The following is a 22,023-nucleotide window of genomic DNA, read 5'->3' as shown; positions in this document are numbered from 1 at the left end:
CCGGGGCAGATGCCCGGGGGCCGTTCGCATGTCCGGCTCTTTTCAGCGGCGGTTGGTGATGAGGCCGATCGCGGTGGGGATGCAGAGCGCCAGGCCCCAGGGGATCTCGACCCAGAACGGCCAGAAGTAGCCCATCCCCGTGGCCAGCCAGATCACGACGCACAGCAGATTGACGAAGATCCATGGGGTCCACATGATCAGCACCCACGTCGGCACGCGGCTCCCGGGCGACCGCTCGGCGTGTGGCGAAAGACGTTGGGCGGGCAGGTCGGACAGCAGCGGCTCCAGTTCGCCGTACGTCCGGGCGGTATAGACCTGCTGCACCCGCTCGTCGAATTCGGGCAGATTCAGCCGGCCCTCGTCCATGGCGAGGCGCAGGCGCGCGACATACTTCTCGCGATCGGCGTCGGACGCCCGCAAGTTCTCGTTCCCCACGCCGTCAGCCTAAGTCGACAAGGCCGTCGGCGCTGCCCGATCACGCCCGCGCACGCAGATCACGGGGAGATCATGCGGCGGCGAAAGAATTCGATTGCGCGGCCCGAACTTCGGCGGGAATGCTGGGCGGATGCCGATCGCGCTGCCGCCCGAGGTCGAGTCGACAATTCGCACCGTCTTCGCACAGCGGGGTGAACAGTGGTTACGCCGGTTGCCCGCGGTGGTGGACAAACTCCGCGCCGACTGGGGTCTGGAGCTGATCGGGGATTCGTTTCGCGGGGGCACGCATTCCTTCGTGGCGCCGGTGCGGCGCGCGGACGGATCGGTCGCGGTGCTGAAGGTTCCGGTGGTCGACGACGAGAATGTCGGCGAACCGGCCGGATTGTTCTGTTACGGCGGCGACGGCGCGGTGCGGCTGTACGACTTCGATGCCGCCACCGGAGCGCTGCTGCTGGAATGGGCGCGGCCGGGCACGCCGCTGCTCCACCAGCCCGGGTTCCCGAGCCTGGAGGGTCGTCCCGAGCACGCCGACAAGATCGAACTGGCCGGTCGGCTGTATCGGCGCCTGCGGCGGCCGCCGACTGGAATCCCCCCGGAGTTTCCCGCGCTGCCGGAGGCGGCCGCCATGGTCGCCGACTGGACGGTACGGTTCATTCACCCGGAACCCGAAGTCGCGCAGGTGGTTCCGCGTGCCCTGCTCGACCGGGCGGCGACCTGGTGCGAGACGCTCGCCGTCCCGGACGGGCCGTTGCTGATCGTCAACCGCGACACCCATCTGGGCAATATCCTGGCCGCCGAACGTGCACCCTGGTTGCTCATCGACCCGAAGCCGTACCTGGGCGAGGCCGCCTTCGACGCCGGCTTCCTGATCATGATCCAAACGCAGTGCGCACCAACGCCCGAGCAGGCCCGCCGGGTCGTCCGGCACACCGCGCGAGCCCTGGAGGTCGACCCGGAACGTGCCCGGGGCTGGGCATTCATGCGCGCCCTGGAGGAAATCGCGTGGGCGATCGAAGACGACGAACCGGACCTCATGCGCCTGCATCTGGCCGTCGCGCACGCCCTCGCCGATAGTTGACACGTCGCCGGGTGTGCCCGAGCGAATGGCCGCTCATCGCCCGCCCGGCCGCGACTCGCCTGGCGGTGCGGTGGATTTGCCGTGATCGGCTACCAGACAAGGCATTTGCAACCTTCGCACCGACTCCATGCAGACCGGGAAGTCCATAACGAATCGGTCGCTGTTGCTCGAAATTACTGATAATGTTTGCCGTCGTCGGGCACTGGGGCCGAATACGGCCCGCTCGGGCAGGATTTCGAAATCGAAACCTACTGTCCGGTAAGCAACTTCGAGCCGGTGCCCACGTGAGCGTCATCCGGCCCTGGTGTCTGGTGGTCGGCGAGTTGAGGAAGGACGAGGCGGCCGGGCAGCCGGCAACAAGGGAACCTGATGAATCAATCTACCGCCGTGACGATTTCGTGGATCCTCGCTGCAGTTCTCATATTGGCCGTCGCGGCGGCGCTGTATGCGGCGTACTACGCCGTACATCAGCGCTCTCGCGCCGAGACGGCCGAACAGGCACTGCGCGGGCAAGAGGACGAACTCGAACAGTTCACCACCAGCACCATGCCCTACGTGGCAGATGCGGTACGCCGGTCCGAGGTGACGGTGGAGATACCGGTCGCCGGTGGGCAGACCCGCCTAGGGCAGCTGCTGCACGCGCTCGGCGAGCGCTATATCGGTGATCTCCGCATGATGCAGGCCGAGACCCGCGACCGGGCCCGCCGCGAAGCCGACTACGAGGCGCAGCAGGCGGCCGCCCGGGCCGAGGCCAAGGCCCGCACCGATACCGAGAACGCCGCCCGCGAGGCGACCAGTGCCGCGGTGCGTGCCTTCGGCACCTCGGTGGTCAGCCTCGGCGCCGACGTGAGCCAGGTGGTGAGCACCGCGCTGCGCGAGCACCGCGGTGACGATGTGTACGAAACGCTGACCCGCATCGACCACAGCGTCCAGCAGATGATCCGGCAGGCGCAGTCCTACGTGATCGTGTGTGGTGGCCTGCCCGGTCGCCGCTGGCCGCAGCAGGCGCTCACCGATGTCGTCGGTGGCGCGGTCGGCCGTGTTCGCGACTTCACCCGGGTGCGGCCGCACCAGCTCGACCGCGTCGTGATCAGCCGCGCGGTGGAGCCGCTGGTGCACACGCTGGCCACGCTGCTGGACAACGCGCTGCGCTACTCGCCGCCCACCTCGTTCGTCGACGTCACCTTCCAGGAAGGTCACCACGGCGTCACCGTGATCGTCGACGACGCCGGTGTGCGCATGAACGCCGAACAGATGGAAGAGGCCCGGCAGGTACTCGCCGGCGAGCGCGTGGTCGACATCCACCAGCTCGGACCCGCTCCGCGGGTGGGCTTCCCGGGTATCGCCGCACTGGCCCGCCGCTACGGGTTCACCGTGTACATCGACGGACCCAACACCTACGGTGGCATGCGGGCCATGGTCTATGTCCCCGAGGCGCTGCTGGCCCCGCGCGAATCCTCCACTCCGGAGGTCGAGACCAGCACGCCGCCGATGATCTCCGCGGCACCCGAGCCGGCGACCTCGCCGTCGGCACGACACGGATTCGACCGGGAGACCGCGGATTCCGGCCAGGCCCCCGTCCGGATGACGGGCGGAGCACACACGGTGACGACGGAGGGATTGCGTACGGGCGGGACGGACGACATCCGGGCCACCGCATCGGGCCCGCGGCCTCTGACCACCAGCGGCGCGCACGCCGCAGCGACGGATGATCAGTTTGTGACAGCGAACGAAGCCGAGGACGAATCCGAATCCATATCGACCGTCCACGAAATCACCCCGGGCGGGTTGCCGCGTCGCCGGCGCCGGACCGTGTCGGTGTCCACGCTGTCGCGTGGGCCGGACACCGATACCGAACTCCCCCGCCCCGATATCGCCGCCGCGTGGCAGAGCGGCACCCAGAGCGGCCGCACCTCCGCCACGCACGAAAACACCGAAGGGATGACATCCTGATGGGCACACCCGGTACAGCCGTCAGTGACGGCAACAAACTGGCCTGGATGCTCGAGGACCTCAACGTTCCCGGCGTCCGCTTCGCCGTCCTGCTCTCCGAAGACGGCCTGCGGATCGCGCAGATCGGCGAGATCTCCATCGACGACGCCGAACGATTCGCCGCCGCGGCTTCCGGCCTGCGGTCGCTGGGTAAGGCGCTCGGTGAATTCTGCGGCGCCGCGAACTCGGTGCGGCAGAACATGACCGAATACGACGACGGGATGATCTTCATTACCGCCGCCGGGGAAGGCGCGCTGATCGGCGTATCCACCACCTCACAGGTGGACGTCAGTCTGGTCGCGCATCGGATGAACGAGCTCGCGGCGCGGGTGGGCCGCGAGCTCGGCAGCCTGCCGCGCACGCGGTAGCGGGCCATGGGAGCGCGCAGCGAGCGAACTGACGGCACAGCCCGGCGCCTGCTCGTGATGACGCCGAGCCCGAGCGAGGCGGTGATATGAGCAGGCATCGTCGCGACCCCGACCTGGTACGGGCGTATGTGCGCACGGGTGGACGCTCGCGCGCGACCCGGCTGCTCGATCTCGTCACCCTGGTCGTGGTGGCGCAGGACCCGCCGCCGGGGCTGAGCCCGGACGGGCGGCGGGTGATGAGCGTGTGCAGCCGGCGCGGCGCCCTGTCGATCGCCGAGATCGCCGCTTATCTCGATCTTCCGCCCTCGGTGGTCAAGATCATCGCATCCGATCTGTTGGACAGCGGCCATCTGGTCAATCCGGCACCCGCCGACCAGGTTCCGGAACTCGCCTTGCTGGAGGAGGTACTCAATGGGCTCCGCGCTCTCGCCGTCTGAGCGCCCGTCTGCCCTCACCGAACGCACCGTCGACTACGTGCCCGAAACCGTCACCCGGTCGGTCAAACTGTTGGTGGCGGGTAATTTCGGCGTCGGTAAGACCACGTTCGTGAACAGCGTGTCCGAGATCCGGCCGCTGCGTACCGAGGAGACCATCACCGAGGCCAGCATCGGTGTGGACGACATGGCCGACCTGCCTGGCAAGGTGACCACCACCGTCGCCATGGACTTCGGCCGCATCACGCTGAATCCCCAACTGGCGCTGTACCTTTTCGGCACACCCGGGCAGCGGCGGTTCCTACCCCTGTGGGAGGAGCTGTCCCGCGGTGCGCTCGGCGCGCTGGTACTCGTCGACACCCGGCGCATCGATAAGGCCGACGAGGTGCTCGCGGTGCTCGAGGAGCGCGGGGTGCCGTACTCGGTCGCGGTCAACGAGTTCGAGGGCGCGCAACGCTTTCCGCTGCATGAGATTCGGGAAGCGCTGGACCTCGAGCCCGACACTCCGCTGACGGCCCTGGACGCACGCGACCGCGGTCCGTGCCTGCGGTCGCTCATCACGCTCGTCGAATTCCTGTTTCAGCGGTTGGAGTCGCAGGGTTGACCCGGCCACCGGCACAGGCCCAGGGGTGCCCGGTGCGCCACGGCTCCCCGATCGACACCGACGGCCCGCGGGTTCCGCTGCACGTCCCCGAATTCGCCGCCGATCCCCACGCGGCCTATCGGGACATGCGGCGGCGCTACGGGTCGCTGGTGCCGGTCGATCTGGCGCCGGGCGTGCCGGCCACGCTCGTCATCGGATACCGGACGGCGGTGCGGATCCTCAACGACCCCGAGCACTTTCCGGCCGACCCCCGCGCCTGGCAGCAGTCCGCGCCGGCCGACTCCCCCATCATGCCGATGCTGGAGTGGCGCGCGAACGCGCTCCGCAACGCGGGGGCCGAGCACGAGCGGTATCGCCAGGCCAACGTCGCGGCGATCGATGCGGTGGATCTGCACGCGACGCACAGCACCGTCGAGCGCATCGCGGTCCGGCTGATCAACACGTTCTGTGAGAGCGGCTCGGCCGAACTGATCCACGACTACGCCTTCCCGCTGTCGTTCGAGGTGCTCAACGTGATGCTGGGCTGCCCCGCCGAGATCGGGCAGCGCGTGGCGCAGGGTATGGCAATGATGTTCGAGCTCGTCGAGGCCGAGCGCGGCAACGCGATGCTCACCCAGGCGCTGATCGAGCTGGTCGCGCTCAAGCGAGCCCACCCGGGCGACGATATCGTCTCGCGGCTGCTGGCTCATCCGGTCGGCCTCGACGACACGGAGATGATCCACCAGCTGATCACCCTCTACGGCGCGGGCATCGAACCCCAGCAGAACCTCATCGTGAACACGCTGCTGCTGATGATGACCGACGACCGCTTCGCGGGAAACCTGCTGGGCGGCAGCCTGTCGACGCGCGAGGCGCTGGACGAGGTGCTGTTCACCGACCCGCCGATGGCGAACTACTGCGTCACCTACCCGCGTCAGCCGGTGTTGATCGACGATGTCTGGCTGCCCGCGAACCATCCGGTGATCATCAGCATATCGGGGGCCAACAACGACCCCGGAGTCGGGGTGCGCGAGTTCACCGACAATCGTTCGCATCTGGCGTGGAGCGTCGGGCCGCACTCCTGTCCGGCCCGTTCGGTGGCCTATCTGGTCGCGCAGGACGCCATCGATCAGCTGCTCGACGCGCTGCCGGAGTTGCAGCTGGCGGTGCGCGACGACGAATTGACCTGGCGGCCCGGGCCTTTCCATCGCGCACTGACGGCGCTGCCGGTCAGCTTCCCGAAGTCACCGCCGCTGCGCGTGTAAACCGTCACGCGCTGTGCAATGCCGCCAGCAGCGTGGTGAGGATGGGTGACGGGCGGAGGTCGCTGCGCAGCACCGCCGAGACCGGCACCCGCAGCGGGCGGCCCGAGAGCCGCAGTCCGGCGATGCCCTCGGCGGGGGTGTCGGCGTAGAGGATGGTCCACGCGTCGGGGCGGTTGATCAGTTCCATGGTGGCGGTGTGGTCCGGCGGGATCGGCGGGCCGTAGGTCGGCGGGGCGGGCAGGTCCGCGAACGCGCGCCGGACCACGTTGTGCAACAGAACCTGTTCCTGTTCCGGGGGCAGGAGCAGCGGATAGTTTCCCAATTCCGCGAGCGTCACGTCATCGCGACCGGCCAGTGGGTGAGCCGTCGAGACGGCGATCACGAGGTCCTCCACCCAGAGTTGCTCGACCGTCAGACCCGGCTGATCGACCCGGCCGCGAATGAGGGCAAGATCACAATCGCCGTCCGCCACCGCGGCGATGCGCTGCCGGAACGGCTTGATCACGAACTCGATCTCCGCGCCCGGATGCGCCTCCCGCGCACCCGCGATGGCCGAGAGTGATCTTGTTGCGAAGGACATGTTGGCGGCCAAGCGAATTCGCGGGCCGGAGGACCGCACAGCTGCGCGAATGGCCGATTCGAGGCTCAGCATTTGCTTCGCAAGGGGAAGTAGCCGCATCGTTGCGTCTGTCGGTACCACCGATCGGGTGGAGCGCTCGAAGAGTTGCACACCAAGATCATGTTCGAGCCGAGCGATCTGATGACTTATAGCTGATTGCGATATGAAGCACCGCTGCGCGGCTCGGCTGAAGCTGAGTTCCTCGCAGACAGCAACGAAGTAGGACAGCTGCCGCAGTTCCATCAAGATCTCCATTCATGACCGAACGAGATAAGACTCATCTAAATTATGCGCCCTGACCCCTGGAACATCTGGATTACGAATCACGGTTAGTAATGACAGAAGGAGGCTGTCATGCAACACGTGGATGCGGGGATCGAAACCGCTGAGGTCGTCATCGTCGGCTCGGGCTTCGGCGGACTCGCCGCCGCGAAGCAGCTGAGCAAGTCGGGGGTCAACTACGTACTCATCTCGAGCACGCCCGAGCACCTGTTCCAGCCGCTGCTCTATCAGGTAGCGACCGGTGTGCTGCCCAGCACGGATATCGCGCCGCCGATCGCGGGAATTCTGCACCGCCACAAGGGCGCCGATGTGCGCCTGGGCAAGGTCGTCGACATCGACGCCGAGGACGCGGTGCTCACCTACGAGACGGCGGCCGGCCCGCGCCGGATCCGCTACGGCTCGCTCATCGCCGCGACCGGCGCCAACCAGTCCTACTTCGGGCGCGACGACTTCGCTCGCAAGACGTTCTCGCTGAAGACGATCGATGACGCCAAGCGGTTGCGCGCGCAGATCGAGCGCGTGTTCACCGAGGCGGCGACGGCCGATCCCGACTCGCGGGAACGGCTGCTGAGCTTCGTGGTGGTCGGCGCGGGGCCGACCGGTGTCGAGGTCGCCGGCCAGCTCAAGGAACTCGCGAAACGGCACTACCACCAGGAGATCTCGGTGTCGCTGGTGGAGGGCGCGCCGGCGGTGCTGCCGCCGTTCGGGGGGAGCCTGTCGGAGTACGCGCGGGAGTCGTTGGCCCGCAACGGCGTCGAGGTGCTGCTGGACACGTTCGTCACCGACATCGAGGCCGGGAAGGTGACAGTCAAGACGAAGGACGGTGTCGAGCGCGGTATCGGCGCGGAGACCGTGGTGTGGTCGGCCGGTGTGCAGGCCGGCGGTTTCGCGCGGATGCTGGCCGAGGCCACCGGATGCGAGACCGATCGGGCCGGGCGGCTGCTGATCAACCCGGACTGCACCGTCGGCGGGCACGCCGATATCTACGCCATCGGCGACATGACCTCGCTCAACGGCTACCCCGGGCAGTCGCCGACGGCGATGCAGGAGGGACGCCACGTCGCCGACATCATTCGCCGCAAGAAGCAACCGGGCACTCCGTTCGTCTACTGGGACAAGGGTTCCATGGCGGTGATCAGCCGGTTCAGCGCGGTCACCAAGCTCAACGACAAGGTGAAGTTCACCGGTTTCCTCGCGTGGATGACCTGGCTCGCGGTCCACCTGTTCTACCTGGTCGGCTTCCGCAACCGTTTCGTCGCGGTGGTGTCCTGGCTGGTGGCCTTCATCGGTACCGGCCGTCCGGGCTTCACCGAGGCCGAGAAGCCCGCCGCCGTGCCGCCGCCGTCGGATTCGGAACGCCGCGCAGCTTGACCGTCACTCCCGAGCCCTCCGCCGCCACCACGCGCCGGAGGGCTCGTTCGTGCTTACCGGACAACAGTTCTCGCGCCCGCACACAGGTGTGCACCCCATGCCGTACCGAGAACTGTTGTCCCGGATGGCACTAATTCGGCGGAGACAGCAAGGCAATGATCTTGTTCAGCATCTCCGTGTGGGTTTTCAAGGTGGCGTCCACACCATCGAGCCGGACTTCGACGGCGTCGAGCCTGGCTTCGACACCACTGAACCTGGTATCGATGGCATCGAATCGAGCATCGTGGCCGTCCAATCGGACCAGGATCGTCGCAATGTCATGCTGCATGTTCGCGGCATCGTGCCGCATGGTTGCGATGTCTTGCTTTATCGCCGAGACGTCCTGTTGGAGGGCGGCGATGTCGCCGCGGACCAGGCCGAATTCTTCCAGGACGGCATCGTGGCGTTGGTCGGCTCGGACGCGGAGTTCTGCCACCTGGGAGGCGGACGCATTGGTGGCGGACAGCCGCTCCAGGTTGGTCACGCGGTCTTCGAGTGGGGCAGTGGTCACTGGGGGTCCTCTCGGTTGCGGGAGATATTACCAATCGACGCCCGCGGCGAAGCGGGCGAAATCCGGCCCGTGGCGGGCCGGAGCCTCAGACCCGGTTCGCGAGCAGCGGGATGCGGACGGCCTCGACGGCCTTGCGCACCCGGTCACACCCCTCTCCGTGGCCCGCACGCTCATCGCAGCGGTCTCGGTGGTCGGGACCGTGGCCATGGCCGTCGACGGCGTCAGTGTCGCTTTCACCACCGTCGTCTGTGAGGGTCGGGTCGAACCATGACGCCGATTCCGCGTGTATCCGTACCTCTTCGGCGGGCCGCCTCGACAGGTCGGACGCCTGCGCCACGGCGCTCCGGCGCGCGGCGGCGCTGGGCACGGTTCCGTCCGGCGAATATTCGCCGCTCGTGCGTTCCGACAGCGCACCTGTCGCGGACAACAGGCTGCCGTCGGCCCGCAGCGCCAGTGCGACACGGGCGCCGTCGACGGGGATGCCCGCGATCCGCTGAGCAAGCCGCACCGTGCTGCCACCCGCTCGCTTCGACACCGTCGCCACGACGAGATCGCCTGCGGCACCGAACAATTGCTTGATCCCACCGGCATGCGCCGCCGCGGCCCCGGGGCCACCCGAAGCGTCAGGGACGATCGAACCCCCCTCCAAATATCCATGGCTAACCGGACCACCAGGACCCACTGAAACCCCAGGGGCGGCCGAATACCCAGGGCTGTCCAGGCGGGTCGGGTCGTCGCCTCGGGTCGGTGGGGCCGGAATCGCCTGGGCGGGAATGACTTGGCGGATCGAGCCGTGCGTGTTCACGCTCAGCTGTTTCGGGGTGGTCAGTAGTGAGGGTGGGACCGGTTCGGCGGTTGCCGGGGTGGCGGCTGCGGTGGAACCGGCCACGAGAGCGGACATGGTGAGGATGAGCATGGCGCGCAGAGCACGCGGAACGGCCTTCATCGTGATTCCCCCTGCGATTCCCGATGGATATGAGTGGTCAACCGCTATCCGCGATCGAGAATCGATCGCGGCCCCCCGAGGTGCACTCCTCGGCAATCATCGATTACACGCCGTACCGGCCGTGTTCCCATCGGTCCGCCCGGACCGGCCGATGTCTACGTCCCCGAAAGCTGTTGCCGGAGGGGATATCGCGGGCGAGGCGTCAGAGCTTCGCCAGTACCTTCTGCACCGTCAGCCAGGTACGGGTGGTGATGTCCTTGCCGTACACGGTTTCCAGCCACGCCATGTGATCGGGCGTGGTGCTCGCCGTGTTGTCGATGACGGCGAGCACGGCCGCGGCCGCCTCGTCGTACCCCACGATGCGTACCGCGGGAGCCAGGCCCGCCGGGAGCGCGTCCGGTGCGGCCGCCGCGCGGTCTTTCAGGAATGTCACCGTGAGGTAGGTGCCGCGCCCGTGGGTCAGCCCCGGGAAGGGGTCGGAATCGACCAGTGCGCGCAGCTCCGCACGGCTGCGGAGGATGGTGCCGCCGCCGATTCCCAGCTCGGCGTTCAGTGCCTTCTGGATGCGTGATTCCAGTGCGGCAGCATCGGATTCGGGACTGCCGAACACCACGTTGCCGCTGCTCAGTACCGAGCCCACCGCCTCGAAGCCCAGCCCCTCGAACACGCTCCGCAACTTCTCGTTGCGCATGTTCGGGTTGCTGGGCATGATCCCGCGTAGCAGGGCGGCGTACCGGTTCATGGGGCAGACCGTACTCGCGACCTCCGACAGGTTCGGAGTGTCAGCCGGCCTGCGGCGCGCCGACCCCGTTCTTCTTGCGCTCGATGTCCTCCAGCGCCGCCAGGTACTTCGCGCGCTCCGCCGCTCCGGCCTCCCACGCCTCCTTGCGGTTCTTGACCACTCGCGCGGGCGCGCCGACGGCGATGCCGTAATCGGGGATGTCGCCCTTGACCACCGCGTGCGCGCCGAGCACGCAGCCGCGGCCGACCCGGGTCTCGCGCAGCACGGTCACCTTGGCCGCGATCCAGGTGTCGGGGCCGATGCGCACCGGACTCTTCACGATGCCCTGGTCCTTGATCGGCAACGTGATGTCGTCCATGCGGTGGTCGAAGTCGCAGATATAGCACCAGTCGGCGACCAGCGTGGATTCGCCGATCTCGATGTCGAGGTAGGTGTTGACGACATTGTCCTTGCCGAACACCACCTTGTCGCCGATGCGCAGCGAGCCCTCGTGGCAGCGGATGGCGTTGCCGTCGCCGATGTGCACCCACTTGCCGATCTCCATGCGGCTCAGCTCCGGCGTCGCGTGGATCTCCACCCGCTTGCCCAGGAAGACCATGCCGCGCAGCACGATGTGCGGATTGCTCAGCCGGAACTTGAACAACCGGTAGTACCGCACCAGGTACCAGGGGGTGTAGGCGCGGTTGGCGAGCACCCAGCGCAGCGATGCCATGGTCAGGAAACGCGCCTGCTCGGGGTCCCGCCGGCGCGACCCCCGCCATCGCGAGTGCAACGGTGCGCCCCACATGCTCGTCACGAACTTTGCTCCCTAGAGTCCAGCGGGCGACCGCGGTCGTCCAGCGGTGTCGTCGTCGAGGTACCAGGGTACTTTCGCCCCGCGCCCGGGCACCCGCTGCCCTCGGAGAAATTCCGGCGGCGGACACGGTCGCGGCCGGGCTCACCCAGCCCGGTGGTAGCGGGGTCGATGTTCTAGTCTCGTGCAGGCCCGTACAAGCAGATGGGAGTCCAGCAGGTGCGAAGCGGCAACCGGCGATCCCCGCGCAGCGAGCACGACCGGGGGACAGCCACAGACCACCGCGCGGCGTCGCGCCGTCCCGCGCGCGCACGACGTACCGCGCGCCGAGCGGCCGCGCTGGCGGGCGCCTGCGGCCTGCTCGCGCTGACCGGATGCGGCAGCACCACATTGGACGACATCAAGGTGGGCCCCGGCAAGGGCTGGCCGGTGGCGTATCACGACGCCCGCAACAGCGGCGCCAGCCCGGTCACCGGGTCGCGGCACCTGGTCGCGCGCTGGGCCCGGCCGCTCGGCGGACCGGCGGCGACGCCGACAATCATCGGACCCGGCGGGCAGATGTTCGTCACCACGCGCCTCGCTACCGACTGTGTCGGCACGCCAGGCGTCACCGGCGCGATCGTGTCCCTGCAGATGCCGACGGGCCGCAAGCGGTTCTGCAATGCCATGGGGCCGGACGTCGCCGCGGCGGGCGCGGCGGTCGACGGGCTGGACAACGTCTACGTCGGCGACAACGGCGGCCTGTTCTCCTTCAACGCGCTCGGACAGCCGCGCTGGCGCACCCCGGTCGCGGGCGTGCCGGTGTCGGTGCAGTTCACCAGCGACGGCAACGTGCTGTCGGTGACCCAGTCCGGACAGATCGATGTGGTCGAACGGCAGACCGGGAATCTGGCGGCCGCCACCTTCCAAACCCTGGGCGAGCCCGACTTCCTGCGCCAACCGGGCCTGCCGCGGCCGCCGGACGGCGAGGGCGTCGGCGACTGCCCCACCGGCGGTCCGCAGTGCCCGGTCGCGAATGTGTCGGCGCTGGAACAGAACTCCGGCCGCTTCTATCTCACCGTGCGACGGCCCGGCGCGACCACCGGCGCGCTGGTCGCGCTGCGCTACGCGGACAAGCAGATCCGGCAGGAGTGGAGCGTCGACATCCTCACCGACGGCAGCGCCACCAGCCCGACCCTGTCCGGCGACGGCGAGACGGTGTACGTCGGCGACAACAGCGGCCGCCTGCTGGCCGTCGACGCCGCCGACGGGCACACGAAATGGACGCAGCCGCTGGGCTTCGCGCCCCAGGGCGCGGTCTCGGCGCAGGACGGGCTGCTGATCCCCGGCGGCGACGAAGGCCACCTGCTGGCGCTGCGCGACAACGGCGACAGCGCCGAGATCGCCTGGGAGCGTAAGGATCTGCCACTGCGCGGCCGGCCGGTACAGACCGCCGGAAACACCGGTTACGCGGTAGCCCCGCTCGGCGACTCGCTGAGCCTGGTCACCTTCGACACCAGCGACGGCAATACCCTCGCCTCCATGGCCCTCCCCGGCGCCCAGGGCACGACCGTCGGCACCGCGGTGAGCGCCAACGGCGATGTGGTCGTGACGACCCGCATCGGCGAGCTGTTCGCGTTCAAGCCGGACGAGTAGAACGGCGACTCAACGGGGCGGCGGAGTCTCACAGAGGAAAACCGTAGGGGCGCGGCCTATTCGGGTGATCACCAACGTGTAGGGGTGCGTGCCGCGGGGTTTGAGCCGGGCGCGTAGGGCGTCCGGGTCGAGATCTACTCCGCGGGTGAGGATTTCCAGTGCGCCGCAGTCGCGGCGGTGCAGTTCGGCGCGGAGGGGCTTCTCGCGGAAGTCGAGGCGGTCGATGACGCGGAAGCCGCGCACGCCGTCGGGGACGCTGTCGCCGGTGAGGTAGGCGATACGTGGATCCAATTGCCACAGAGCGTGTTTCGCCGCGTAGTGGCGGACCAGTCCGGCGCGCACCACCGCGCCGTCGGGATCGATGATCCACTCGCCGGGCGCACGGTCGGGGATGTCGTCGGGTTCGGCGTCGGTGAGGGACCAGGAGGAACCATCGGAGCCGAGTACCGTGGCGCGGCGGGTGACGCCCGGTTCGGCGAGGCCCGCCGACCACAGGCAGGCTTCCCGGACAGCGCCGTCCAGCGAGACCAGTTCCACCTCGCCGTCCCATGTCCCGCGCGGCGCGACACTGTCGAAATCCAGTCCGGGAGCACACTTCACGACCAGATCCCGGCCGCGATAGACGTCGAGCAGGTCCGGCAGCGGCGGTTGCAGCTTGGCGGGATCGTGCGTGCGGCGGCCGTCCGCGCGCCGGGCCGGGTCGGCGACGACCACGGTGCCGGAAGTACACGGAGCGAGCGCGTCGGCCCGGGCCAGCAGCACGTTCCCGGACCCGGACAGGTTGTGCGCGGCCATGGCCAGCCGGACGTCGTCGAGGTCGCTGCCGATCACCGCCGGGCAGACCTGTTGCAGCGCAACGAGTTCCGCGCCGATCGAACAGGTCACGTCGTGGACGGCCCGGCCCGCCAGCCGCTGTGCGCGGTGTCGCGCGACCACACTCGGCGTGGCCTGTTGCAGGGCGTCGTCGGAAAGCAGCCACTCCCCCGGCCGCTCCAGCTTCGCCGCGGCCCGCCGCCGCAACCGTACGGTCTCCACGAGTGCCGCCGCCCGCTCCCCGTGGTCACGCCGCGCCCGCTCCAGATCGCCCACCAGCGACCCCGCCGTCAACGCGAGCCGCTCCACCTCTCCCAATGCGGAACACCCAGGGCCACTACGCAAATAGGCGACATCGTCCGGCGAGAACCGATACCCCATTACCGCTTTCCCTCCGCGACGGCCGACCAGCCACCGGGCGCGTACCCACTCACCGAGTCACTCCGATGTCCCGCTGCGGTCCACTCCTGCCCGCTTCTCTCCGCCGATTCCACAGCCCCTGAAGCCGCCGAACCACTTCCGATGCCGATCCGCACCAGCCGGGCGACCGCAGCTCCCGACAGTCCTTCCTCCCGAGAGCGGCGCGACGGCACGTTCACGGCCCACCTATCGGGCGAATGATGCTGGGACGCACTACTTCCCGGAGGCGAGCGGCTTCACGCCGGTGATCATGGCGTTGTAGAAGAAGCGGCGGGGGACGATGTGCTTGAGGACGCGCTCGTCGACCCAGCTCAAGCCCAGCCAGGCGCGGTACTGCGCGAGCCGGTAGCGCCAGGTGAGCTTCTCGGCGGGGACGGCGGCCTCGAAGGTGCGCACCGGCCAGCCCCACAGGGCGGCGGCGAACTCCTCGGTCTCGGCGTGCACCTGGGTGGCGCCGGCCGCGCGGGCGATGCCCTCCAGCTGAGCCGGATCGAAGGTGTGCAGGTCGACGACGGCCTCCAGCGCGGCCGCGCGCGAGGACTCGTCGAGTTCCTCCTGCGGACGCCGCCACTCCCGCAGGAACGGCAGCTTGGTGACCTCGGTGGTGACCTTCCAGGTGACCTGGCCCAGCTTGCGGGCGTACAGGTTGCCCACCGTGGTCGGCTCGCCCGCGAAGACGAATCGCCCGCCCGGCTTGAGCACCCGCAGGCACTCCTTCAGCGCCAATTCCACGTCCGGAATGTGGTGCAGCACGGCATGCCCGACGACGAGATCGAAGGTGTCGTCCTCGTACGGGATGGTCTCCGCGTCGGCGACCCGGCCGTCCACCTCCAGGCCGAGGTGCTCGGCATTGCGCAGCGCCACCTTCACCATGCCCGGGGACAGGTCGGTGACCGAGCCGCGTTTCGCGACTCCGGCCTGCATCAGGTTCAGCAGGAAGAAGCCGGTGCCGCAGCCGAGTTCCAGGGCGCGTTCGTACGGCAGCGGCGCGTTCGGCGCGACCGCGTCGAAGCGGCCACGGGCGTACTCGATGCAACGCTCGTCGTAGGAGATCGACCACTTGTCGTCGTAGGTCTCCGCTTCCCAGTCGTGATACAGCACCTGGGCCAGCTTGTTGTCGGCAAGCGCCGCCTGGACCTCCGCCTCGGTGGCGTGCGGGTTCGGCGCGGGGTCGTCAGCAGGACGTGCGGTCATGGTCCGCTAGCGTACTCGAGCGATCGGCGGGCCGAGATCAGCGGCCCACGAATTCGGCGGAACCCGGACCCGACGCCGAATAGGAACGTGTTCCTATGCTGCGGTCTTCGGTTTCGAACAGCTCCGACCACTCGGCGCGGGCCCGATCGTGGCCGTGCGTACCGGCCTCGAAGACCCGTTTGGCGGCGGCGAGCGCACGGGCCGGGCCCTCGGTGAAGCGCCGCGCCCAGCGCAGGGCGGCGGTGTAGACGTCGTCGGGGGCGACGATCTCGTCGGCCAGGCCGAGTGCCGCGGCCTCCTCGGGCTCCACGAAACGACCGGTGTACACCAGGTCCTTGGCGCGGGCCGGACCGATCAGCAGGCTCAGCCGCCGGATTCCGGCGACGGGGATCAGGCCCGCGTGGATCTGCGGCAGGCCGAGCTTGACGTTGTCGCCGATGATCCGGCGATCGGCGCCCAGGGCCAGTTCCAGTCCGGCGCCGAGCGCGTACCCGCTGATCGCGGCGACGGTCGGCTGCGGCAGCCGGGCCAGGCAGCCGAGCGCCCGCTGCAGGTCACCGGCGACGGCCCGCGCCTGGTCGGGAGAGAGCCGGGCCAGTTCCGCCAGTTCGTCTCCCGCGCTGAACACGCGCTCGTCCCCGTAGACGAGCACCGCCCGCACCTCGGGGTCCCCCGCGATCCGGTCGGCGGCCTCGGCCAGCTCCAGCGCCGACTGCACGTCGATCAGGTTCAGCGGCGGCCGCGCGAAGCGCAGCACGGCAATCCCCGCTTCGGCGCGGTCCACGGTCACGTATTCGGCCACGGGGCAGGAGCCTACTGGGCAACGACGCCCGCTCCGGAGGCGGTGGGGCGGACCCGAACCGGCGGGACGCCACTCAGCTCGGACGGCGCGAGCCTTGGAGCCGGGAGGCGTCGGGCAGATCGGCGAAATAGCGGTCGTTGTGCGGGAATTGCAGTCTGGGCTTGCCGTCGAGCGTTCCCAGCACGGGCTGGATCGGCTCGATGACCGGATCGGCGGCGAGAATGTCTGCGGTGGAATCGAATTCGCCGAGGATCACCAGCTGTGACCAGGTCGGCGGGAGCAGCACGTCGTGGCCCGCGCGCCAGCGCCGCAGGGATTCGGCGGGCGTGCGCCAGGCGACCTCGTGCGCCTCGGACGTCGCACCGTCGGCGCGCTGGCCGGTCGGCAGCACGGCGACGAAGAACCGGGTGTCGTAGCGGCGTTCCTCGACGATCGGCGTGATCCAGTTCGCCCAGGGCCGCAGCAGATCCGCGCGCAATACCAGGTTCGCCTCGGCGAGAAAGGTTCCCAGCGACAGTTCCCGGCGTTCCAGTCGCCCGCGGGCCTCGCGATAGACGGCGGTGTCGGAGACGACGGTGTCGGCGGTCGGTCCCGCGAGCAGCACCCCGCACTCCTCGAACGTCTCGCGGACCGCGGCGCACACCAGCGCCTGCGCTCGTGCCGCGTCGGTGCCGAACCGCCGGCCCCACCACACCGGATCGGGTCCGGCCCAGGCGATTTCGGCCTGGGCGTCGGAGGGGTCCACCCCGCCGCCGGGAAACACCGTCATCCCCGCGGCGAACGCCATCGCCTGCACCCGCCGCTGCAGGAACACCTCGGGACCGGACGCGCCGTCGCGCACCAGCATCACCGTGGACGCGTCCCTCGGCTCCGGCGGCGTCGAATCGGGCTCGGCAACAGTCTCGCTCACATCTCGCACCCTAACGCCTGCTTGGTCGCCACCCGCCGACAGGTATGCGCCGTACAAAACCCACCCAGCCGTCCAGATGTCCGCAGCCGATAGGCCCAAGCCCGGCCGGACAAGCGCAGGCAGGCCGGTTCGATCCCGTGCACTCGCGGCGGTGTGCGCAGGCAAGGTCGGTGCAACGCCGATCCCGTGCACTCACAGCAGTGAACGCAGACAAACCGGTGCAACGCCGATCTCGTGCACTCACGGCGGTGAGCGCAGGCAAGGTCGCGAGCCCGTTCAGCCGCGGCGGTGGCGGTGGCGGCCGAAGCGGTGTGAGCGGCGGGCGAAGTAGCGGCCGTCGATGCGGTCGAGGGTGATCGACTGGCGGAAGGCCTCGCTGAGGTTCTCCGCGGTCACCACCTCCTCCAGCAGCCCTTGGGCCACCACGCTGCCCTCGTTCAGCAGCAGCGCGTGGGTGAAGCCGGGCGGGATCTCCTCGACGTGATGGGTGACGAGCACCGTCGCCGGGGCGTCGGGGTCGGCCGCGAGATCGCCGAGCTTCTCGACCAGTTCCTCGCGGCCGCCGAGGTCCAGGCCCGCGGCCGGCTCGTCGAGCAGCAGCAGCTCCGGATCGGTCATCAGGGCCCGCGCGATCAGCACCCGCTTGCGCTCGCCCTCCGACAGGGTGCCGTAGGCGCGGTCGGAAAGATGTTCGGCCCCCAGGCTTTCCAGCATGTCGATGGCACGGTCGGTGTCGATGTCGGCGTACTCCTCGCGCCAGCGCCCGATCACCGCGTAACCCGCGGACACCACCAGGTCACAAACCTTCTCGTCGAGCGGCACCCGGCTGGCGACGGCCGCCGACGACATCCCGATGCGCGGGCGCAGTTCGGTGAGGTCGGTCCGGCCTATCACCTCGCCCAGGAGGTTGGCCGTGCCCGACGTCGGATGAACCTCGGCGGCGGCCATCCGCAGCAGTGAGGTCTTGCCGGCGCCGTTGGGGCCGAGCACGACCCAGCGTTCGTCTAGTTCCACCTGCCAGCTGACGGGACCCACCAGGGTGTGACCCGAGCGCCGGACAGTCACCTCGTTGAAGTCGATGAGCAGATCGGGATCCGGTTGCGGCACGGGCTCCATCTTGGCCCACGCCTTCGAACCGCGCCCAACGTGGTCGGTTTGCACCTTAAGTGTCATAGTCGGCCGCGCGGCCGGCCGCGTGCCAAATCGTCGTCGTGACGGTGTGATTCGGGACTCCTACCGGGGCGCGGACGCGGGCGGCGGAACAATCGGCCCAGCAGCAATGCCACCGGAATCGAGCACACGACCCAGATACCGAGCACTATCCACAGTGTCGTCATATCCGTCGCACCTCCGCGAGTCGTGCCCCGATACTGCCGCAATCACGCCGCCGCGTCGACCGCTCGGCGCAGGTACGTCAGGCCGCCGGCGCGGTGCCGGGCGGGACGGCTATCACCGTCGTCGAACCCGGCGCCACCTCGGTGAAACCGGCGTCGCGGACGGCGGTCGCCGAACCCTGGCGAACCTCGTCGCACAACGCCGACCACTGCCGCGGACCGGCGTCGCGGACCGAACACCGGAAGCCACGCAGTGACCAGGCGTAGGCCCACTCCACCGGCAGCGCACCGGCCAGCAGCATGCTCGCGTGCCCGACCTGTGCGGCGGCCTTGCCCACAGTCATACCCAGATCCGAATTCACCCATAGCACCGGAAGTTCCGGATCGGGCGGACCTGGCTCGTCGGGCTCGAGGTCGGTGCCGCCGATCTGGAGTTTCCGGATACGCGGGTCGATATCACCGACCGGTCCGGGCACCAGGGCACGCGCCTGCGCCCCGCCGACCTCGACGGTCACGCCGTCGACCTCGCCCGCGGCCAGCCACTGGGCGCCCCTCGCCCGCCGAGCTACCTTGCGGATGCGGGAGCGCTTCCACGTCAGGTAGCGGTCGGCCCATTCCCCGTCCGGACCGACCCGCGGGTCCAGGCACAGCCGCACCACCGCCGTGGCGGCGGCCGCCAGCAGGGCGCTGCGTTCCGGCGGGTCGACCTTGGGCACGTGCAGCACCATCTGCATCGCCTGCACCAGCGCGGGGTCGTCCGGGTCGCCGCCACCGCCGTATCCCTGCGCCAATTCCGCGTGCCGCGCGATGAATCCCGCGTCCAGCCCGCGCGTCACGGCATCAACCGAATCGGTCATCCCAGGGCTCCCCGTACGCCCACCACACCCAACCCTCACTCCGATCACGCGAACAACCCTGCTCAGCGTATCGCCGCCCGACGAACGCCCCGCCCCTACAGCGAGCGCACCCACCCCGAAATTCCCATCACCCAGCACCGCCCACCGTGCGACCGTCACGTCAAGACCCGCTGCGGATGGTGGCTTGCGGGTTAGTCGGTGACGGTCACGTGGAGGGTGAAGCGTTGTGCTGGTTCGATTCCCGGCTCCCAGGGGCGGGCGTTGGCGAGGCGCAGTTCGGTCTTGCCGGGGGCTATGGCGACGAAGTGCCAGATCGAGGTGCCGCCTACGCCGACGGCGGTGTCGGCGCCCGGGGCGGAGCGGTATTCCGGGTCGCCGGTCTGTTGGAGGACGGCGGGGTCGAGGGGGTCCAGCTCCCATTGGTAGCCGGTGCTCGGGTTGGCCGCGAGCGACACCTCGAGCCGGCGGCCGGGCGCGAGCGATATTTCCTTGCCGTCGGAGTCGCCGGTGACGGTCAGTGGCGTCCCGGCCTCCGGGGGCGATGGGGAGGCGCCGCGCGGCTCCACCCGGATGTCCCGCACACCGTCCGCGGGCACCTTCGATTGCGGGTCGGTGCAGCCGATCTCCAGCGTCGCCGTCGGGGCCGCCGAGATCGCCCACAGCGATACCCAGTCGGCGGCGCCGGGATCGGCGGGAGCCGGGTGCAGTCCGGCTTGCTGTCCGGTGGTCGTGTCGACAGCGGTGCAGCGCAGCGCGGAGGCGGCCTCGCCCCACGCGGAGGGGACCAGGATCACCATCCGGGCATCGGCCGGGACAGGCACGCGAGCCGTCCCGCCGAGCGGGATCCGGACGTCCGACGAAACCGGCTGCGGCGTAGCGGAATCCGTCGCCGCGTTCCCCGAATCATCGTTTCCGCACGCGACCAGCGCGAGGCCCGACACCAACACCAGCAGGGGCATCCGCACGTTGTTCTCCAGTCATCGTTCCGGCGTTCGAGCAAACTCAGGGCAGACTGTATCGGCGGCACGCATCGGCCGATCTTCACCGCGCCGGAGCGATCATCCAGCTAATCCCTGCTCTCGCAATCGTTCACGGAGACTCAGGTCAACGGCACCCGGCGCAGCAGCCCGTCGCGAGCGTCGGCGGCCTCCACCTCGTCGCGGGTGACACCGAGAATGAACAGCACGGCATCCAGATACGGGTGCGAGAGCGCGGCGTCGGCGACCTCGCGCAGTGCGGGCTTGGCGTTGAACGCGATGCCCAGCCCGGCCGCGTTGAGCATGTCGATGTCGTTGGCGCCATCGCCGACCGCGACGGTCTGCTCCATCGGCACCCCGGCCTCGGCGGCGAAACGGCGCAGCGCCACGGCCTTTCCGGGCCGGTCCACGATCTCGCCGATCACCTTGCCGGTCAGCTTGCCGCCGACCACCTCGAGCGTATTGGCCTGCACGAAGTCCAGTTCCAGGTCGTGCGCCAGCGGTTCGATCACCTGCCGGAAACCCCCGGACACCACGCCGCAGCGGAAGCCGAGCCGCCGCAGCGTGCGGATCGTGGTGCGGGCGCCCGGCGTCAGCTCGATGACCTCGGCGACCTCATCGATAACCGCCTCGTCCAGCCCGGCCAGCGTCGCGACCCGCTGCCGCAACGATTCCGCGAAGTCGATCTCGCCGCGCATCGCCGCCTCGGTGACCTTGCGGACCTCGTCCTCGACGCCGGCGTGCGCGGCCAGCATCTCGATCACCTCGCCCTGGATGAGGGTGGAGTCGACGTCGAACACGATGAGCCGCTTGGCCCGTCGCGCCAGACCCGCGCGCTCGACAGCGACGTCGACGTTCTCCTTCGCCGCCACCACCGACAGCACGGTGCGCATCGCCGTCTCCGCCGCCGGGTCGGTCGGCGCGGTCACCATCAATTCCAGACCGATCACCGGATAGTCGGCGATGCCGCGGATCGAGTCGATGTTGACGTTCTGCTCGGCCAGCTTGCGCGCGATCACGCTGAACGCCCGCGCCGTCACGGGACTGCCGAGCACCACCACCGCGTGGGTCGAGAGCCGGGCGCCGCTCACCGAATTCGCGCCGATCTCGACGTCGACCTGCATGCCGACCGTGGCCATGGCGTCCTCGAGCTGATCCTGCAGATCCTCCGGATCGCGAGGGCAACTCACCAGAACGCCGAGGGTCAGTCGGCCGCGAATCACGACTTGTTCGACGTCGAGCAGGCTCACGCCGTTGCGCGCCAACGCGGTCAGCAGTACCGAGGTCACGCCCGGCTTGTCGGGACCGGTGACGGTGATCAGCACGGTCGTCGCCGCGGTACCCGCGCCAGGCCCGGAGGCGGCAGCCTGCGTAACCACGGAGGGCTCGTGGGTACCGCCATCAGACTCGGACGTGCTCAAGCGAAAACTCCGTTTCTCGTGACATGCTCGGCCGCCGATGGCGGCCCGCACATTGTCTCAGGTCGGTCCGGGCGCCTCGGCGGCCACCCGAAAACCGAAACGCGGGGGGGGGGGGGGGGGGCGGCCGCCCCCCGGAGGAGGCCCCCCGAGGGGAGAAACATTGACGTGTGAGCGAGCGGGGGGGGGGGGGGGGCCCCCCGCC

General features: G+C 69.3%; 22 protein-coding genes. 8 read left to right on the top strand and 14 right to left on the bottom strand.

The genetic code is table 11. From position 1 onward, the window contains the following. Positions 1 to 42: 42 nt before the first annotated feature. On the bottom strand, positions 43 to 435 hold the full coding sequence (locus QH470_RS29160) for a DUF1707 domain-containing protein (protein WP_280275568.1): 393 nt from the start codon (positions 433 to 435) through the stop codon (positions 43 to 45). A gap of 130 nt (positions 436 to 565) precedes the next feature. Here QH470_RS29160 and QH470_RS29155 point away from each other — a divergent pair, with 130 nt between their 5' ends. From QH470_RS29155 to QH470_RS29130, 6 genes are all read left to right on the top strand, one after another. Next, positions 566 to 1,513: an aminoglycoside phosphotransferase family protein gene (locus QH470_RS29155; protein ID WP_280275567.1), complete on the top strand. Its 948-nt coding sequence runs from the start codon at positions 566 to 568 to the stop codon at positions 1,511 to 1,513. Between the two features lie 387 nt (positions 1,514 to 1,900). Next, a complete protein-coding gene (locus QH470_RS29150) occupies positions 1,901 to 3,466 on the top strand; it encodes an ATP-binding protein (RefSeq protein WP_400179348.1) in 1,566 nt (521 codons plus the stop codon). Further along, positions 3,466 to 3,873 carry a roadblock/LC7 domain-containing protein gene (locus QH470_RS29145; RefSeq protein WP_280275565.1) on the top strand — a complete coding sequence of 136 codons (408 nt, stop codon included), beginning with the start codon at positions 3,466 to 3,468 and terminating at the stop codon, positions 3,871 to 3,873. Before QH470_RS29150 ends, QH470_RS29145 begins: the two co-directional genes overlap by 1 nt. 86 nt (positions 3,874 to 3,959) lie before the next feature. Then, positions 3,960 to 4,310, top strand: a complete 351-nt coding sequence (locus QH470_RS29140; protein ID WP_280275564.1) for a DUF742 domain-containing protein — start codon at positions 3,960 to 3,962, stop codon at positions 4,308 to 4,310. Further along, positions 4,285 to 4,911 (top strand): GTP-binding protein, encoded by a 627-nt coding sequence (locus QH470_RS29135; protein WP_187687466.1) that lies wholly within the window; start codon positions 4,285 to 4,287, stop codon positions 4,909 to 4,911. The genes QH470_RS29140 and QH470_RS29135 overlap by 26 nt, the downstream gene beginning before the upstream one ends. Before the next feature lie 32 nt (positions 4,912 to 4,943). Beyond that, positions 4,944 to 6,155, top strand: coding sequence for a cytochrome P450 family protein (locus tag QH470_RS29130; protein WP_280275563.1), 1,212 nt, complete (start codon positions 4,944 to 4,946; stop codon positions 6,153 to 6,155). A 4-nt stretch (positions 6,156 to 6,159) separates the two neighbouring features. Here the strand turns inward: QH470_RS29130 and QH470_RS29125 are convergent, their stop codons facing one another. Further along, positions 6,160 to 7,017 (bottom strand): LysR family transcriptional regulator, encoded by an 858-nt coding sequence (locus tag QH470_RS29125; RefSeq protein WP_280275562.1) that lies wholly within the window; start codon positions 7,015 to 7,017, stop codon positions 6,160 to 6,162. A gap of 111 nt (positions 7,018 to 7,128) precedes the next feature. Here QH470_RS29125 and QH470_RS29120 point away from each other — a divergent pair, with 111 nt between their 5' ends. Further along, positions 7,129 to 8,427: an NAD(P)/FAD-dependent oxidoreductase gene (locus QH470_RS29120; RefSeq protein WP_280275561.1), complete on the top strand. Its 1,299-nt coding sequence runs from the start codon at positions 7,129 to 7,131 to the stop codon at positions 8,425 to 8,427. A 130-nt stretch (positions 8,428 to 8,557) separates the two neighbouring features. On the opposite strand, the gene QH470_RS29115 is transcribed toward QH470_RS29120, so the two are convergent. The 4 genes from QH470_RS29115 to QH470_RS29100 form a co-directional block, all read right to left on the bottom strand. Beyond that, entirely contained in the window at positions 8,558 to 8,977 is a 420-nt protein-coding gene (locus QH470_RS29115) for a hypothetical protein (protein ID WP_280275560.1), read from the bottom strand. Positions 8,978 to 9,062: 85 nt separating this feature from the next. Beyond that, positions 9,063 to 9,923, bottom strand: a complete 861-nt coding sequence (locus tag QH470_RS29110) for a hypothetical protein (RefSeq protein ID WP_280275559.1) — start codon at positions 9,921 to 9,923, stop codon at positions 9,063 to 9,065. Between the two features lie 202 nt (positions 9,924 to 10,125). Beyond that, positions 10,126 to 10,665 carry a DUF1697 domain-containing protein gene (locus tag QH470_RS29105; RefSeq protein ID WP_280275558.1) on the bottom strand — a complete coding sequence of 180 codons (540 nt, stop codon included), beginning with the start codon at positions 10,663 to 10,665 and terminating at the stop codon, positions 10,126 to 10,128. Between the two features lie 40 nt (positions 10,666 to 10,705). Beyond that, a complete protein-coding gene (locus tag QH470_RS29100; RefSeq protein ID WP_280275557.1) occupies positions 10,706 to 11,461 on the bottom strand; it encodes an acyltransferase in 756 nt (251 codons plus the stop codon). Between the two features lie 216 nt (positions 11,462 to 11,677). Between QH470_RS29100 and QH470_RS29095 the strand changes: the two genes are divergently transcribed. After that, a complete protein-coding gene (locus QH470_RS29095; RefSeq protein ID WP_280275556.1) occupies positions 11,678 to 13,093 on the top strand; it encodes an outer membrane protein assembly factor BamB family protein in 1,416 nt (471 codons plus the stop codon). 9 nt (positions 13,094 to 13,102) lie between these two features. Here QH470_RS29095 and QH470_RS29090 read toward each other — a convergent pair whose 3' ends face one another. The 8 genes from QH470_RS29090 to serB all read right to left on the bottom strand — a co-directional run bounded on the left by QH470_RS29090 (position 13,103) and on the right by serB (position 21,779). Then, positions 13,103 to 14,287: a THUMP-like domain-containing protein gene (locus tag QH470_RS29090; protein WP_280275555.1), complete on the bottom strand. Its 1,185-nt coding sequence runs from the start codon at positions 14,285 to 14,287 to the stop codon at positions 13,103 to 13,105. Between the two features lie 252 nt (positions 14,288 to 14,539). Further along, entirely contained in the window at positions 14,540 to 15,520 is a 981-nt protein-coding gene (locus QH470_RS29085) for a class I SAM-dependent methyltransferase (RefSeq protein WP_280275554.1), read from the bottom strand. Positions 15,521 to 15,557: 37 nt separating this feature from the next. Next, on the bottom strand, positions 15,558 to 16,322 hold the full coding sequence (locus QH470_RS29080) for an enoyl-CoA hydratase-related protein (RefSeq protein ID WP_280275553.1): 765 nt from the start codon (positions 16,320 to 16,322) through the stop codon (positions 15,558 to 15,560). A gap of 73 nt (positions 16,323 to 16,395) precedes the next feature. After that, positions 16,396 to 17,169: an NUDIX hydrolase gene (locus QH470_RS29075; RefSeq protein ID WP_280275615.1), complete on the bottom strand. Its 774-nt coding sequence runs from the start codon at positions 17,167 to 17,169 to the stop codon at positions 16,396 to 16,398. Positions 17,170 to 17,508: 339 nt separating this feature from the next. After that, positions 17,509 to 18,348, bottom strand: a complete 840-nt coding sequence (locus QH470_RS29070; protein ID WP_280275614.1) for an ABC transporter ATP-binding protein — start codon at positions 18,346 to 18,348, stop codon at positions 17,509 to 17,511. 298 nt (positions 18,349 to 18,646) lie between these two features. Then, on the bottom strand, positions 18,647 to 19,423 hold the full coding sequence (locus tag QH470_RS29065) for a peptidyl-tRNA hydrolase (protein WP_280275552.1): 777 nt from the start codon (positions 19,421 to 19,423) through the stop codon (positions 18,647 to 18,649). Between the two features lie 191 nt (positions 19,424 to 19,614). Further along, the gene (locus tag QH470_RS29060) at positions 19,615 to 20,382 is read right to left on the bottom strand and encodes a protease inhibitor I42 family protein (protein WP_280275613.1); all 768 of its coding nucleotides are present in this window, start codon (positions 20,380 to 20,382) and stop codon (positions 19,615 to 19,617) included. A gap of 140 nt (positions 20,383 to 20,522) precedes the next feature. Further along, complete coding sequence (gene serB / locus QH470_RS29055; protein ID WP_280275551.1) at positions 20,523 to 21,779, bottom strand: phosphoserine phosphatase SerB; 1,257 nt, start codon at positions 21,777 to 21,779, stop codon at positions 20,523 to 20,525. Between the last annotated feature and the right edge of the window lie 244 nt (positions 21,780 to 22,023).

Origin of the sequence: Nocardia wallacei, assembly GCF_029868745.1 — a bacterium.
Classification (GTDB): Bacteria; Actinomycetota; Actinomycetes; order Mycobacteriales; family Mycobacteriaceae; genus Nocardia; species Nocardia wallacei_B.
The sequence above is the reverse complement of the archived record's forward strand: the minus strand, read 5'-3'. Positions and strand labels throughout refer to the sequence as shown.

What these genes read in the sequence shown, in the direction of transcription:
- QH470_RS29155 (WP_280275567.1), top strand. Translation starts at nt 566, where the DNA reads ATGCCGATCGCGCTGCCGCCCGAGGTCGAGTCGACAATTCGCACCGTC.
- QH470_RS29145 (WP_280275565.1), top strand. Translation starts at nt 3,466, where the DNA reads ATGGGCACACCCGGTACAGCCGTCAGTGACGGCAACAAACTGGCCTGG.
- QH470_RS29140 (WP_280275564.1), top strand. Translation starts at nt 3,960, where the DNA reads ATGAGCAGGCATCGTCGCGACCCCGACCTGGTACGGGCGTATGTGCGC.
- QH470_RS29135 (WP_187687466.1), top strand. Translation starts at nt 4,285, where the DNA reads ATGGGCTCCGCGCTCTCGCCGTCTGAGCGCCCGTCTGCCCTCACCGAA.
- QH470_RS29125 (WP_280275562.1), bottom strand. Translation starts at nt 7,017, where the DNA reads ATGGAACTGCGGCAGCTGTCCTACTTCGTTGCTGTCTGCGAGGAACTC.
- QH470_RS29120 (WP_280275561.1), top strand. Translation starts at nt 7,129, where the DNA reads ATGCAACACGTGGATGCGGGGATCGAAACCGCTGAGGTCGTCATCGTC.
- QH470_RS29110 (WP_280275559.1), bottom strand. Translation starts at nt 9,923, where the DNA reads ATGAAGGCCGTTCCGCGTGCTCTGCGCGCCATGCTCATCCTCACCATG.
- QH470_RS29105 (WP_280275558.1), bottom strand. Translation starts at nt 10,665, where the DNA reads ATGAACCGGTACGCCGCCCTGCTACGCGGGATCATGCCCAGCAACCCG.
- QH470_RS29090 (WP_280275555.1), bottom strand. Translation starts at nt 14,287, where the DNA reads ATGGGGTATCGGTTCTCGCCGGACGATGTCGCCTATTTGCGTAGTGGC.
- QH470_RS29085 (WP_280275554.1), bottom strand. Translation starts at nt 15,520, where the DNA reads ATGACCGCACGTCCTGCTGACGACCCCGCGCCGAACCCGCACGCCACC.
- QH470_RS29075 (WP_280275615.1), bottom strand. Translation starts at nt 17,169, where the DNA reads ATGCTGGTGCGCGACGGCGCGTCCGGTCCCGAGGTGTTCCTGCAGCGG.
- QH470_RS29070 (WP_280275614.1), bottom strand. Translation starts at nt 18,348, where the DNA reads ATGGAGCCCGTGCCGCAACCGGATCCCGATCTGCTCATCGACTTCAAC.
- QH470_RS29065 (WP_280275552.1), bottom strand. Translation starts at nt 19,423, where the DNA reads ATGACCGATTCGGTTGATGCCGTGACGCGCGGGCTGGACGCGGGATTC.
- QH470_RS29060 (WP_280275613.1), bottom strand. Translation starts at nt 20,382, where the DNA reads ATGCCCCTGCTGGTGTTGGTGTCGGGCCTCGCGCTGGTCGCGTGCGGA.